The 15,042-nt window shown below is 45.0% G+C and carries 12 protein-coding genes; 6 read left to right on the plus strand and 6 right to left on the minus strand.

Going from position 1 to position 15,042, the window contains the following annotated elements; all coding sequences use genetic code 11:
- Positions 1-64 precede the first annotated feature (64 nt).
- Positions 65-2,233, plus strand: coding sequence for a TonB-dependent receptor (locus BCT11_RS04920; protein WP_102387410.1), 2,169 nt, complete (start codon positions 65-67; stop codon positions 2,231-2,233).
- A 72-nt stretch (positions 2,234-2,305) separates the two neighbouring features.
- Here the strand turns inward: BCT11_RS04920 and BCT11_RS04925 are convergent, their stop codons facing one another.
- Positions 2,306-2,500: a DUF2986 domain-containing protein gene (locus BCT11_RS04925; protein WP_038865783.1), complete on the minus strand. Its 195-nt coding sequence runs from the start codon at positions 2,498-2,500 to the stop codon at positions 2,306-2,308.
- A 72-nt stretch (positions 2,501-2,572) separates the two neighbouring features.
- Between BCT11_RS04925 and BCT11_RS04930 the strand changes: the two genes are divergently transcribed.
- Positions 2,573-3,082 (plus strand): GNAT family N-acetyltransferase, encoded by a 510-nt coding sequence (locus BCT11_RS04930; RefSeq protein WP_045420277.1) that lies wholly within the window; start codon positions 2,573-2,575, stop codon positions 3,080-3,082.
- A gap of 14 nt (positions 3,083-3,096) precedes the next feature.
- Positions 3,097-3,492: a nitrous oxide-stimulated promoter family protein gene (locus tag BCT11_RS04935; RefSeq protein ID WP_042603340.1), complete on the plus strand. Its 396-nt coding sequence runs from the start codon at positions 3,097-3,099 to the stop codon at positions 3,490-3,492.
- Between the two features lie 12 nt (positions 3,493-3,504).
- Here BCT11_RS04935 and BCT11_RS04940 read toward each other — a convergent pair whose 3' ends face one another.
- The gene (locus tag BCT11_RS04940) at positions 3,505-4,890 is read right to left on the minus strand and encodes an MATE family efflux transporter (RefSeq protein WP_102387411.1); all 1,386 of its coding nucleotides are present in this window, start codon (positions 4,888-4,890) and stop codon (positions 3,505-3,507) included.
- 52 nt (positions 4,891-4,942) lie between these two features.
- Here BCT11_RS04940 and BCT11_RS04945 point away from each other — a divergent pair, with 52 nt between their 5' ends.
- Positions 4,943-5,842 carry an AraC family transcriptional regulator gene (locus BCT11_RS04945; protein ID WP_102387412.1) on the plus strand — a complete coding sequence of 300 codons (900 nt, stop codon included), beginning with the start codon at positions 4,943-4,945 and terminating at the stop codon, positions 5,840-5,842.
- 100 nt (positions 5,843-5,942) lie between these two features.
- On the opposite strand, the gene BCT11_RS04950 is transcribed toward BCT11_RS04945, so the two are convergent.
- Both BCT11_RS04950 and trxC read right to left on the minus strand, forming a co-directional pair.
- Positions 5,943-7,103, minus strand: coding sequence for an MFS transporter (locus BCT11_RS04950; RefSeq protein ID WP_102387413.1), 1,161 nt, complete (start codon positions 7,101-7,103; stop codon positions 5,943-5,945).
- A 176-nt stretch (positions 7,104-7,279) separates the two neighbouring features.
- Complete coding sequence (trxC, locus tag BCT11_RS04955; RefSeq protein WP_102387414.1) at positions 7,280-7,714, minus strand: thioredoxin TrxC; 435 nt, start codon at positions 7,712-7,714, stop codon at positions 7,280-7,282.
- Between the two features lie 165 nt (positions 7,715-7,879).
- Between trxC and BCT11_RS04960 the strand changes: the two genes are divergently transcribed.
- Entirely contained in the window at positions 7,880-8,977 is a 1,098-nt protein-coding gene (locus BCT11_RS04960; protein WP_102387415.1) for a ketoacyl-ACP synthase III, read from the plus strand.
- Between the two features lie 87 nt (positions 8,978-9,064).
- On the opposite strand, the gene BCT11_RS04965 is transcribed toward BCT11_RS04960, so the two are convergent.
- Both BCT11_RS04965 and BCT11_RS04970 read right to left on the minus strand, forming a co-directional pair.
- The gene (locus BCT11_RS04965) at positions 9,065-10,390 is read right to left on the minus strand and encodes a DUF1501 domain-containing protein (RefSeq protein ID WP_102387416.1); all 1,326 of its coding nucleotides are present in this window, start codon (positions 10,388-10,390) and stop codon (positions 9,065-9,067) included.
- A gap of 9 nt (positions 10,391-10,399) precedes the next feature.
- Positions 10,400-11,962: a DUF1800 domain-containing protein gene (locus BCT11_RS04970; protein WP_102387428.1), complete on the minus strand. Its 1,563-nt coding sequence runs from the start codon at positions 11,960-11,962 to the stop codon at positions 10,400-10,402.
- 581 nt (positions 11,963-12,543) lie between these two features.
- Between BCT11_RS04970 and BCT11_RS04975 the strand changes: the two genes are divergently transcribed.
- Complete coding sequence (locus BCT11_RS04975; RefSeq protein WP_102387429.1) at positions 12,544-15,012, plus strand: hypothetical protein; 2,469 nt, start codon at positions 12,544-12,546, stop codon at positions 15,010-15,012.
- Positions 15,013-15,042: the final 30 nt, after the last annotated feature.

Genomic DNA, 15,042 nt, shown 5'->3' on the forward strand with positions numbered 1-15,042 from the left:
CTCGATATGTGAGTGCGAATGAGTATTATTGTCATCTCTTTAAGTTTATAAAAAGATAAAGACAATGATAAAAAGGAAGTTCTCTCTTAATCTCATCGTGCTCGCGATGAGCAGTGGCTATGCAGCACAGGCCCTCGCTGACCAATCTATTCTTCAACAGAAAAATGCCGACGAGCAAATGGTGGTCGTAGGTAGCGTTGTTCCTAAATCCATTTCGGATATACCCGGCACCGTTTGGTTTGTCGATCAAGAACAAATTTCTCAACAATATCGAGCGGGTAAAACGCTGGGTGATATTCTCTCTGCGACAATTCCGTCATTGGACGTTGGTACCGGCGGAAGAACCAACTACGGTCAAAACTTACGCGGCCGAGCCATGCTTGTGATGATAGATGGGGTATCGCTGCAATCTTCTCGCCCCATCAGCCGTCAACTTGAAGCCATAGACCCATTTAATATTGAACGAATTGAAGTGCTTTCAGGAGCCACATCGATTTATGGTGCTGGCGCGACAGGTGGTGTGATTAATATCGTAACTAAGAAAACGGCTTCTGAAGATCTTGCATTTGAGTCTTTTGTTAGTGGTACATCGGGTTTTAACAGCAGTGAAGACTTCGATTACAAAGTCGCACAGTCAATTTCTGGTGGCACCGAAAAAGTCACAGCACGTGGCGCCGTCGTGTACAGTGAAACGCAAGGTTTTTACGATGGGAACGGTCACATTGTCACACCAGATATCTCTCAAGGATCACTTCAGTATAATTCGACGCTCGATGTTATGGGGTCAACAGAAATTCAAACGTCTGAAACTAGCCAACTGAACCTTGTTGCCCAGTATTACGATAGCCAGCAAGATTCGCCGTATGGTTTGTACATTGTCGGGCGCGACTTTGTGGATGTACGTAAAGGGTTTGATTCAGATCGTGAACACGGCACAGAGCGTTTGCTCTTAAGCGCCAGCTACAGCCATGACGCGGTATTTGGTCATCAATTAATTGGTGAGGTTTCTTACCGTAGTGAAGACCAGACGTTTACTCCCTATTTCCAAAGTGCATCTCAACAAGAAACCGAAGTCTTTTCTGGTCGCTTAGCGTTAGCGAAGGCTTGGCAGTCATTCAATTTAGTTTATGGGGTAGATGCCTACCTAGACCGATTTGACAGCAACCAAGCACTGTTTAATCCCACCATTGCAAATGACTCTGGCAACCTAGTAAATAAAACATACGCTCAAGTCGGTCGTTACCCTGGTGTCGATGTGTCTTCTTATGCGTTGTTTGTTCAAGGTGATTACCAAATTAACCAGGGTTGGTCTGTGCAAGCCGGTTATCGCTACCAATATATGGATAACAAGATTGATGATTTTGTCGCATACAGCGTGCAAAAGAAAATTGCGGCGGGTGCAGGAACATCTGCTGATTCCGTACCGGGTGGCAGTACTGATTATTCGGTAAGTCTGTTTAACCTAGGCACGATTTATCAGATCAATAATGAATCGCAAGTTTGGGCGAACTTCTCGCAAGGTTTCCAATTAGCAGACCCCGCGAAGTATTATGGTCAAGGGACGTATGAAGCGGTCGATGCAAATGGTCATTATGTATTGCAAGACAGTATTAACGTCTCTGATTCAAAAATGTCTGGTATTAAAACGGACAGTTATGAGATTGGTTACAGACTGGATAAAGATGCGCTCTCATTACAAGCCGCGGGTTACTATTCATTATCCGACAACTCAATCAAATACGACCGTAACACACTTTTGATTACGAATGTCGATGATGAACAACGCGTCTACGGTGCTGAAGCGAACATCAACTACTGGGTGACTGGCGATGTTCTCGTCGGTGCATCTGGTCACTATGTGGTGTCTGAGCTAAAAACTGACGGCAAATGGGAAGATTTAAATGCAGGCAAAGCAAGTTCATCAAAGGCGAATGCTTGGGCGGCCTGGTATCAAAACGACTACGCGTTACGCCTACAGAGCCAAACCATGTTTGATTATGAAGATGATGCCAACAACAAGTTAGACGGCTACACAACGTTTGATCTATTGGGTAACGTGACGCTACCTATGGGTCAGTTAGGATTCGGAATCCAAAACTTATTTAACGAGGATTACACCACGGTGTGGGGACAACGTGCGCAAATCCTGTATGCGACTCACTATGAGTCTTCTGCTTATGACTACAAGGGAAGAGGTCGTACGTTCACGCTTAACTACAGCCTTGAGTACTAAACGTCAGTATTCGAAATACAAATAAGCACGTTAAATTTGGATAAAAAAGCCGCGTTATGCGGCTTTTCTTATTTAAGCTTCATCAGTGGTTTGCGTTTCAGCCACATTTTCAGACGTTTGTTCTGCCGTCTGGTTTTGCTCTTCAGCTTCCATCTTCGCACGCTCTGCTTTTGAGATGTAGCGAGGCTTGTTGCTCTTATGAAGCTTTGCATTTTGTTTTTTCAACTTCGCTTTTAAGATCGAGTTGATTTTCTTCTTGCGGTTCATGGTGTTGGTCCTTTAATTTAGCGGGGCAGGATAGTGATTTTTCCACCAAGTTACAAGCCTAATGGATTCCTTATGAAAACACTTATTACAGAACGCCTGACACTTCGCCTTGTTAGTGTAGAAGATGCGTCTTTTATTTTAGAACTCTACAATCAGCCTGACTTTTATCGTTTCGTCGGTGACAAGCAGATTCGCACCTTAGAAGAAGCAAAACGCTACATTCAAGACAACATGTTAAGGATGCAAGAACTCAAGGGCGTCAGTTTGCTGGTGGTAGAAACCAATCATGATAAACAACCTATAGGCATTTGTGGTTTGGTCAAACGCGACACATTAACGGCGTTTGATATTGGTTACGGTTATCTACCTAGCGCTTATGGCAAAGGTTACGCAAAAGAAGCGGCGAGTGTCGTGGTTGATTTTGCTCGGGACGAGATGAAAATAGAAAACTTGGTCGCCATCACCAATAATGACAATAATCGTAGTATAAGTTTGCTAGAAAAATTGGGCTTTCAGTTTGAACGTATTGAGCAGACTTACGATAATGGCCGAACTTTACAACTCTACACCATGACGCTGTAATCAAAGGGTGAACAATGAGCGACATTTTACTGGGCAAACTCGCCACTGAATTTAAAACCGTTAAAGCTATGGTTGAGGTCTATTGCAAAGATCACCATGGTACGAAAGGTGAGTTGTGTACAGAATGTCGTGAATTATTAGAATATGCAGAAGTACGCCTTGATCGTTGTCCTTACGGAGAAGACAAGCCGACTTGCAACAAATGTCCGATTCACTGTTACAAGCCAGTGCCTAAAGAACAAATGCGTTTAGTGATGCGTTATTCAGGGCCGAGAATGTTGCTTAAACACCCAATCTTGGCAATTCGACACTTGATGCATGAGAAACGCGAGGTGCCTGAAAAACCTGCTGCCAATGCGTCGAATCGCCACAAACGGATGAGTGCAGAGCGCGAGGGTAAGAAATCCTAGCCAACATAAGAATTAAGAAGTTGTTACGACCGTTAAATTCTTAATCCAATACTTTTGCGTGTATCTGCGGTAACACAATGCTAGTTTCACCACCTCTTCGGCGATCATGAGCGCATAAACGTATTTGAATTCCCAACCTAGTGCAAACGCAGCAACCGCACACAAAGGTAAGCCTGTCATCCACATCGCGATAAAGTCCATGCGCAAGCAAAAGACGTTATCGCCACCCGCACGAATAATGCCGTTGATGATGATCATGTTAAGCATGCGTAGCCAAATCGCGCTGCATAAAATCACCACCGCAGGTGCTGCAAGTGGGTAGAGCTCAGGGTTGTCTAAGTTCAAAGCAGCAATGATTAATTCTCGGTTTAGTAGCAGTAACGCACCAATCGAAATGCCAAACACAAATACTGATTTAATGAAAAAGCTGGCCATGTATTCAGCCTGTTCAAAGGCGTTGCGACCCAATGATTGGCCAATCATCACAGAGCACGCGACCGATATACCAAAGAAGATGGAATAACATAGCGACTCAAACGGGCCTAACATGCTGAATACCGCAAGTTCTGTTGTGCCCATATGCCCAAAGATCATTTGATACACCATAGTGCCAATTGCCCAAAGCAATGCACCTAACGTCATTGGAAGCGCCAAACGGCGATAAGAGAGCCACAAAGAAGGGCGCTCAGAACCTTCTTTCACTTCCAATAACCAATGCTTACGCCAACGCATGTAACCAACCATTGCCAGCACTTGGAACAGGCGAGAAATCGTTGTCGCCAAAGCCGCACCTGCAACGCCCATTGCTGGTACACCGAAACCACCTTTGATGAGCCAGAAGTTAAGTGCGATATTCAGAACAATCGTCACCGCCCCCAAAAGTAAAGGAGTGACGGTGTCACCAGAAGAGCGCATGCTCGCTTCTAAAACAATGATGATATGAGTGAGTAACAGAACAGGAAATGCATACCAAAGGTAAGTGGAGCCGAGTTCGATGACTTGCGTATCGTTGGTTTGTAGACGCATGATAAGTTCGCTACCGACTGTGATTATCAGGGTAACAGGAATCAAGACTTTTAAACCAAACCGAATCGCTATACCAGTAACGGTTTTGGCGCTTACCACGTCTTCACGTCCCCAATATTGAGCAACGAGTGTGCCGTTTGCCGATGCTAAGCCAGCCATAATCATGATTGCAACAAAGTGCCATTTTGAGGCAATTCCCACAGCTGCGGTTGCTTCTTTACCAAAGTCACTAACCATGAGAACATCAGCCAAGGCGAGAATAGCCACCAACGCACTCTGGATCGCGACAGGGAAACCCAAGCGGACGATCTGCTTAAGTAGCCCGCTAGATAAAGAGTTGTCGCTGTTTTTGATGCCAATATTGTTCGTCATAGTTACTCCTCGAAATTTGTGAGGAATATAAAGCCAATAGGGACAGAAATACATGTGCGAAAAACCACAAAACCTGTGCAAATCCGTCATCGAACAATTTGCCATCAAAACAGAGTGGCACGACGATGTGCATTTAGCACCCGCATGTAAAGAACGATTCCTGACTCTAACTGAAATCCCCGAATGGAAACGAGCTGATATCTTTATGGCGGGGCTTGCTGAACTGCGCGATGGTTACCATGTCGAGCGAGACAAAGTGGGCGTTCATACCTTGCTGTTTACCATTGAAGGTGGCGGTGTTTTGATTACACCGGATTTTGTTAAAGAAATTGAGCCTTATACGCTGACTATTTTGCCCGTAGATACGTGTTTTCGATTTGAAATGAATCCAAGCAAAGGACTCTGGAAGATGGTTTGGCTTCTGCCCCAAAATACAGAGGCTTGGCAGCATCTCTCTGACTTGGGTCAAACCGTGGTGCCGTTTAGGGGCTCTGAGCAGGTATGGTCACTGATGACCTTACTCTACAACGAAATAGGGGGACGAACGGGGTTTCGTCAGTTGTTGATCAGTGAAATGCAACGATTGGTAAAAAGTGTTGAAACCCCAATCAGTACGTCGCTATCGCGCGTTCAAACACTCTTTAACGAAGTTGAAGGTCAGTTACACTTGCCGTGGACCATTGCCGAAATGGCCAAGCAGTGTTTTATCAGTGAAGAACAGTTCAACCGTTTATCTAAACAGCTTTTCAATATGAGTCCACGAAGCAAGTTAATTGAGCTTCGTATGCACAAGGCCGCGGACTTATTGCAGTATCCAGCTTGGTCAGTCGCTATGATTGCGAACCGATTGGGTTATCGCGATCCTTACAACTTCACTCATCGATTTAAAAAGTTCTACGGCACTTCGCCAACACGTTATCGCAAGAGGTTACTGGAGAATCAAAACCAATGAGTCGTTTTGATTTTTTATGATCGATAAAGTAGAGAATTCAGAAACACAAAAACGAGGGCATTGACCCTCGTTTTTGCTTGTCTTTAGGGAGAGGTTTGAATTACAAACCTGCGGCCATTTGATGCTTTGATTTTGTTGCAGCGATGAGCATATAGATGCAAGTCGCAAGCAAAGCTGCAAATAGATAGCCCAACAAGCCGTGCATTTGGCCCATGAACTTATCAGCAACCACAGGACCAGCAACTGAGCCGATGCTGTAGCTAAACAACATCACTTGTGTTGCGGATACAATGAAACGCTCTTCTAAACCTTCACAACCCAAGTTGATTGCAATTGGATACAGTGCAAATGTTGCCATTCCCAATAGGAACAGCGCTACTGCTAGAACCACCGCTGAGGTAGAAACAAACGTCAGACCAATAGAGAAAATACCCAAAATACAGAAGAACGCCATCAAGACTGTACGAGCCATGTATTTGTTTAATGTGGTCACCATAGGTTGAACCAACATTCCGCCAAGGATGACAAGTGCCATTAGGGTACCAATATCTTGGTGACTAATTTTACGGTTTGCTAGCTCTACAGGCATTAAACCGTAGATTGCACCCAAGGTTAAGCCAGAAACAATACAACCAATGATTGCAGCGTGGCTTAGCTTAGAAATTTGTTTAAACGATAGTGCGGTTGATTCGTGGCTGTTTGGTTGTTCACAATCGATGAACAGCAATACTAGCATTGCCATTAGGATCAACGTTGTGATTGCGATAAAAGGTACACCGCCGCTTACACCAAGGATACCAATACCGAACTGACCAAGTGCAGAACCACCATACAAAGAAAGCATGTACAGGCTTAAACGTTTCGCACGAGACGATTCATCACCAGACATCAGCCATGATTCAACAATCACAAACACGCCAGCGACCGCCATACCTGCGATAAAGCGGGCAGCAAGCCACACCATACCGTTTGGAAGAATAGGCATTGCCATAATCGTTAAAGAAAAGGTCGCCAAACATCCAACAAACGCTTTGCGGTGCCCAACGGATCGCACGACACGCTCAAAGAAAATCGCACCAACTAATAGGCCGCCATAGAACACACTCGCCAACCAACTCGCGTAATCAGCAGAGATGTTGTACTCACCAAGCATGAGGGGAATCAAGCTCATCAAATAGCCTGATGCCACTGCATAAAGAGACAGTGCTACGACCGGAACTGTGACTCGTGGTGATGCTGCGGGAACGACTGTGTTTTCCAATGTTTTGCGCCTATTAGTTAAGTAAATTTAAGGGGTTATTCGGCGCGAATATGAGGCTAATTAATAGGCAAGTAAAACGATATATTTCAGTCGTTTCGATAAAAGATATTTATCGAAATTCTATGAAGAAATGCTGCATAAAAACGCCAGCCTGTAAACGAGGCTGGCGAAGTGGATTATTTACTAAGTGCTTGATTTAACCACTGATCGAATTCAGTTTTCGGTAGTGCTCCGTTGATCATGTCAACGCGCTGGCCATTCTTGAAAACCATAATGGTTGGGATGCTACGAATACCAAATTGAGCGGCAAGCTGCTGTTGCGCTTCGGTATCAATCTTGACAAAACGAGCGTTTCCGGTCTGTTCTTGTGCCACATCCGAGAAAACAGACGCAAAACCAACACATGGATTGCACCATGGTGCCCAAAAATCCACCACAACTGGCGTGTTACTTTCTAGCAGCGCCGAGAAGTTATCGACAGTGCCTTCTATCGGTGCACCATCAAATAGAGCGTTTTTGCATTTGCCGCAACTTGCAGCTTCTGCAACTCGCTCATTAGGGACACGATTTAAACCGCCACAAGACGGGCAACGAGTTTTAAACGATGACATGACTTCTTCCTTTATGACAACTTGATGAAAACATGACTTACCAGTCAGCCTCATAATTTGTATACTTATTTTTTAGCCTGCCGAATTATAAGACGGCAAGTCTGTATTTGGACCCGAACAGGTTCTAAGAAATTTCATTAAAATACAACAATAAATAGGTCTGCGATGACAAATTACTACGCTGAAATTACCGGTTGGGGAAAATGTCTTCCACCAGCCACGCTCTCTAACGATGACCTTAGCACTTTCCTTGAAACTTCAGATGAATGGATTCGCACCCGTACTGGTATTGAAAACCGTCGCATCAGCCACGTAAACACGTCTGACATGGCAACGGTAGCCTCGCAACACGCGATGGCTCGTGCAGGTGTAGAAGCGAGTGACATCGACCTGATCATTGTTGCGACATGCTCTCCTGACTCTCTTATTCCAAACATTGCTTCTAAGGTTCAGCAAAACCTTGGTATTCGCTCTGCTGCTGCATTCGATTTAAACGCGGCATGTACTGGGTTCGTATACGGCCTTGAAACAGGCACACGTTTGATTCAATCGGGCAACTACCGAAACGCAATCATTATTGGTGCTGAGCGTCTTTCTTTTTACATTGACTGGGCAATGCGTGACACTGCTGTGTTGTTCGGCGATGGTGCCGGGGCAGTTGTTCTGACCCGTACAGAGCAAGAAACAGGTCTACTGCAATCGCAAATTGGTTGTGATGCAAAAGGGCGCGACATCCTTTCCGTGCCTAAGTTTGGTACATGCATGGATCGCTTTGCGGAAGACAACGGTTACTGGGACTTCAACTTTGTAGGTCAAGAGATCTTCAAACGCGCCGTAAAAGGCATGGGTCTAGCGGCGAAAACGGTTTTGAAAGCTTCAGAACTAACCACAGATCAAATCGACGTGGTAATCCCGCACCAAGCAAACATCCGTATCATCCAAACACTGTGTGATCTTTCTGGTATCCCGCAAGAAAAAGCGTTTGTGAACATCCAAAACTACGGCAACACTTCGGCAGCGACGGTGCCAATCGCATTATGTGAAGCGCTAGAACAAGGCCGTGTTAAGCCAGGTAACAACATGCTATTAGCAGCGTTCGGTGCTGGCCTAACATGGGGTGCTGCGGTGCTGAAGTGGGGTGACCGCGTAACGCCAATTGCAGAAAGCGACGCTGTGTTACCTGAAAGTGACAAGTCTGCACTTGAGTTACTAGAGCGTGCTATTAAGCTTTGTAACGAACGCCCACGTGGTGAAGACGCATAACTAGCGCTCGCGGTTAACTGGTCAAAACAAGCAATAAACGAAAGGGAGCACAAGGCTCCCTTTTTTGTACCTATTTCTTCGCAGGCGTTAAGACATAAAACCAAGATTTGATGAAGAGAAGCTTCGAATGTTTGGGAACACATAATCTAACGCTGCATTGTCACCAATCCCCATCCATTGTGCGAGTGTAGCGCCAACTTGGTCCGCTGCTACTTTCGGAATCAAACGACCTTTGGAATAGTCATCTTCGCCACCTAAGACCAGCTCAGGCCAAGTTCCAATAGGTTGGGAACCTTTTACGGCTCCGCCAATTAATAACTGATGCCCGCCCCAGCCATGGTCGGTACCGTTACCATTATTTGTCATTCTTCGCCCAAAGTCAGACATCGTAAATGTCGTGACATTGTCACTCAATCCCAAGCGTTCGATAGCTCGATACATAGCAAAGAGGTTTGTGGCGAGATCGCCAAGTAATGCAGGGTGCTTAGACAACTGTGAATCATGGACGTCATAACCGGTGTGCTTAACAAAGAAGACTTGGCGTTGTTGATTCAACACTCCTTGGCTAGCAATCAATTTATAGACTGTCTGCATTTGTTTCCCCAATGTACTGGACGTAAACAGAGGGGCGTTATCGACATCATTTAACTGTTGAGATAAAACACCGCTCATGGTCATCGACTCATCCACCATGAGATTGAAATGGCCACTGAATGGATTGTTTGTCGGTGTCGATTGAAGTTGGTCGTAAATCTCTTTGTATAAAGGATTGCCCAAGGCACTTAGCTGTACTGCTCGGTCTTTTTTCAATACCGTTTGACGTTGTTCTAATCCTCGTAGCCAAAGTGAATCACCATGCACGCTATAAAGAGGCGTTATTTCAGAAGAAGGGCTCATTACATCCAACATTCTGCCTGCCCAGCCAAGGTTGGTAAATTCGTCCATGCCACCGCGCAACCAAGAGTTTGTTTGAGAATTATGTGAGAACAGTTGATCTGGTAACGGGACATCACCAGATTCGATCGCCTGTTTCGTCATTGGTTGTTCTAGAATTCCGCTATTGAGCACGACGGTGGCGTCACCGTTATCAAACATCTCAGATAGTCGTGCAAGTTTAGGGTGCATTCCTAAAGGGACGGTATTACCTTGGTTGTCTTTTGCATTGAGGCCAATCGGAATGATCGTATTTTTAGCGACAGACAGTTTGCCTCTGACACTCGCATATTGGTCATAATGAAAATCAGACAATGGTAATATGGTGTTAATCGCATCATTACCACCCGCTAAATAAACACAGATTAACGCTCGAAAATCGTTGTTTGGTGAGGCAAGTGTGTAACCTGGTAGCCCAACCGTTGCCAATGCACCAAGAGAAGCGGTTCCTTTGATAAAGTTTCGACGTGAAGTGTCCATAATTCGCTCCTAATCTTGAATATAAAATTCATTGCCAGATACCGCAGTGAATATCACCAAGGCAAGTTTGGTTTTGGGTACATAGTTGGTTTGATAGTTGTCGAGGACATCGAGCATTACTTGCTTCAATTCAGTAGACGCTGTGTTAGCAAAAAAACGCGCATCAATCGCGTCTACTAGCGCGGGGTGGTTGTCTAACAAGCTGTAGAGCTCGTCCATATCAAGCGTATAAGTGGCACCGGATTCTTTGCGTACGCTATAGAGCATAAAATTGACCAGTTCACTGTAGACAGACCAGTCAAACAGTTCATATTCGGGTGAGACCATACCTGTAAAGACGAAATCCGATGAAGGTTGGTAATTGGGAGAATAAAAGTTGAATACAGAAGGAGAGCGCAACGGTCCTTGGTTTGCAATGTTCATTAATGTCACTGCGCCATCGTATCGCGTGGCGGTTAGGGTGAACCCCGCAGCGCGATGAAAATTAGTAAGTACGAGGATTGGTTCTTTGACTTTCATGGGGCGATGAGCGGTTAAACCTCTGGCTTCGTCATCAAGCAAAACGGCTTTGATCACGGCATTCAAGTCGCCTTTCACTCCTTTACCATTGTTGTTAAACACCGAGGCGACTCTTGCGATGTATTCTGGCGTTGGGTTGGAAGTCACAAATCGTTGAATCAACAACTTAGACACAAATGGCGCAATGTTGTCGTGCGCCATCAAGAGATCAACAACTCGATTTAGTTCTTCCTCTGCTGTCAATCCGGCTGGGATGATGGTGCCCAATACCGTTTTTTCGCCCGTATCGTGACGGCCGTTAATGACGCGCATTGGCTTCACAAACAAAGTATCTGATTTGTTCCACCCTGTAAGGGCACGAGCCAATTCTTGTATGTCTGCTTGCGAATATGTTGCAAGCGGTTGTCCGGTTTCTTGGTCAAATCTAACACTACCATCAAGGTTGAGTTGGTATAACCCAATAGTGAAAAGCTGCATCAATTCGCGAGCAAAGTTTTCATCAGGTAGGGCGCCTGTAACGGTATTTTCTTTTGCACTGCCCATCATTGAGAGATAGTTGCCCATCACTGGATGTTTCGCCGTATGTAAAAGCAAATCTCGATAGTTGCCAAATGCATGCTCAACCAACAAATCGTAATAATTGATTAAACCATCGGGTTTGCTAGAAAGAATTCCTCCATAGCGGGACACGACCAAAATTTGACTAAGTGCGTATGCCATTCGCTGTCTCAACTGATCATCCGCGGTGAGAACGGTTTGATACCACGCATTTTCTCGATTAGCTTGCGCACCTTTGCTAAACGACGTGGAGTAAAGATCACTGTGAAAAGTGGGAGGCAAAAGAATTTGTTCTGTAATCCAATCTTGGTAACTGCTTCGCTTAACCTGTTCGATTAACTGAGGTGTTGGACCAAATGTGGTTTGATAGATAAAGCGGGCATCGGCTAAATCTGGGTCATCTTCATCAGCTGAAACCGGACCAACAAAGAACAGCAGCATTGCGACAAAGCCAAGCACCCAACAAGAAATTTCGTTTTGTTTCTGACGTCTCATAGTTAACTCGCTTACCCAAAGGAACGACTTAAATCCATTTAACGGGAGTCATGAAGCTCGAAATGAGCTAATTAATAAATTTAGTGAAATCAAGCAGCTGCAAGACGGATTATAGACGGTAAAAATCACTATCAAAGCTATCAATTGCAGAAAATAGTCTGGCTAGGTCTTAATTTAAGATAAGAAAAAACGGATAAGTGACTGAATAGTATTGCTACCAATCCGTTGTGATCGAACTCAAATAAAATGTGAAACTTTTTTGAATACGTAGAAATATTGGACGGGGTAACATGTCAGAGATCAAGTCTGACTTCATACTGATATAACAGTTAGTTTGATGATTGTGAGCTTTTAAGACAATTGGATCTATAAAAAACATGCCAGAGTGATTACTTTACTGATCGATTTATTAATTAAGTTGCATAAAGCGTGAATAAGCTCACGATTGTACGTAAATTGCACAAATAAATGCGATCAATGGCTAACATTTACCGGGTCGATAAGTTCGACACAATTCAATCCGCAGCTAGTAAAGAGGAGAGGTAATAGCTGCACCATAAATGTTGGATAGGAGAGCACACATGGAAGCTCGCAAAACTATGCTCGCTGTTGTTATTGCATCTACGGTCGCTGCGTGTGGCAGTGATGACAATGATGAGAGCGCCAGTCAAACGTACACACTTAATGGTACCGTCGTGGATGGGTACATCTATAACGCCTTAGTCTGGATGGACATCGATAGAGATGGTGAGCCAGACGCCGATGAACCTCAGGCAAATACTGGCCTTGACGGTACATATTCATTTCAAATTTCAGAAGCACAAAAGGACGCCTTAGTAGGTGTACCAATTTTGGCTCAGTTAACAAACGACTCTGTCGATGTGGGGACTGAACCCCCAACCACGATGGAAGAGTTAGAGCAGAAAATTGCTGCCAATGAAGCAGAGAAAGTCTTTGAAGATACTGAAGAAGGGCACGCCATTGTTCTTGGCATGCCCCCTTTAACACAAGCCGACTTTGATGATCTTGAAGATGGCGAACTCGATGGTCAGGTTATTAACCCTTTTACTACCCAAGTTCATGAAGAGCTGACGTCTCGAGTAAGCGCCGTTCTGGAAGATCAAAACCTCGATGAGTTGAGTGATGAGGAAATAGCAGCGCTGCTTGTTTCGCTTGGAAGCCTGGTGAACCAAGCCATCGACGATGCAGTCGACGAGTTAAAAGTAGAGCTCGAAGATAGCACTTTTACCAATGAAGAACTTAAAGCCCGTTTGATGGGGGATTTTATCGCTGAAGGCGACACAGGCGAAATCCTCGAACTAGCTGAAAGTAAAGTCGACGAGCGCGTATCGGATGAACGAGTTGCCGAGGAACTGGAAGATGAATACCCCGATGGTAAGGTGACCCATTACTCGTATACCGACAGCTACTACGGTATGCCAGATAACATGGATATCGCTTTAGACTTTACCGTGGAAGGCAGTGAAACGGAAATTGTCGATGAAACCGCGAACACATTGACCTATCAAGCCACGGCTACAGAATATTATCAACGAGCTGGCGTAAAAACGGTGTTCAGTACGTTCACAGAAGAAGCGGTGCAGAACCTCGATGACGGTACTTTCACGGCCAAGATAACGTTTAAAGCAGACTTGAACTTCGACGGCGAGTTTGATTTCACCAGCCATGTATATGATGTCGGCGTCGCAGATGAGGGCGAGACTCGCGGTCAGTGGGAGTTTACTCGTTACATTGATGAGTCTAACCCCGCAGACTCTGGTGGTGACAGCGTCACTACCGATGACCCAGAGCGAGAGTTAAGCTACAGCACGGTTGATTTGTTCGCAGAAGCCATCATGGCGGGTGACATGTCCGGTGTGGACTTGTTGCAGACCATGGTTGAGGTGGAAGAAACAACGACCGAATACGATTACGAATCTCGTGAATTTAAAGAGTACGACCTAGACGCTGCAGTTCCTCTAGAAGCGGCCACCTATGCGCAAGTTCGTGAACGATGGGACTATGTGGATGGTGGTAACAAAGAAGTCATCAAGCATGATTGGGATGCAGACGGTTCAGTTAATGAAGCGACAACAAGTATGAATAATGCCGATGGCTCCGAGTCATACACGAAAGCAGGCCCAGTTTGGAACTGGGATGGTTCAGTTAGCTTCGAATACCAAGTCAATTATTGGGAAGAATATACCTATACCAAGGGTGTCAACGAAGACAGTCAGAAAATCGAAACGAGTGTCGGTGGCAAATATATTCTCGATGAAGCTAACGCGGTCAAGAAAGTTGATGAAAATGGCGATGGTATGATGTTCAACCGTTGGGACGAAGTGAAAACCTATTGGTCAGAGACAGATATTCGTACTCATGTTGAATGGCAACACTTTGCAATTGAAGGGTATGACTACACCTTTAATGATGGTGGACAAAAATACAGCACTCTAATCAACGACAATTACACCGGTTATCCTGAGTACGTTGGTCCTTATATTGAAGACTTAGATGAACTGGTCGACGATTGGCTCGAAGAAGGACTGTCTGAACAAGCGATCTGGTTGCGAGTGATTGGTGAGTCTATTCGTGGCGTGAGTCGCAGTGAGGGTTACGATTACTGCGAGGTCAATGCGACTGGTGCATCAGTCAATGCCGCTTTGTTGGCGACAGAGCTGACAAACTGTGGTGGCCTTCAACCATTAACGGCGGATGACGTTGTCGATTCAAGGCTGACGAGACGCAAAGGAAATGGAGTCGAAGTTCGTTTCTGGGACATCTATGAAGGTGGTATGGCTGATCGCGAGACTTGGAAAGCCGATGGTAATACTGAAAACCTCGGTTGGGATTGGAGTATCACCTCAGAAGGATACTTAAGGTTAAGCAAAGGAGACGATTTTGTCCGTTTGATTGCGCCTTACTTCAAAGGTGAATATGGCGCTGCCGTTATTATCTTTGACGAGTACTCAGATACAAGTATGAACGAAATGTGGAGTACGTATTTTGTCGATACTGTGGATTTATACATACCACCGCAACCAGATTAAAAAAGCAAAGGTGCTTCTAGCATCAATAAC

Source organism: Vibrio sp. 10N.222.52.B12, assembly GCF_002875385.1.
Taxonomy (GTDB): domain Bacteria; phylum Pseudomonadota; class Gammaproteobacteria; order Enterobacterales; family Vibrionaceae; genus Vibrio; species Vibrio jasicida.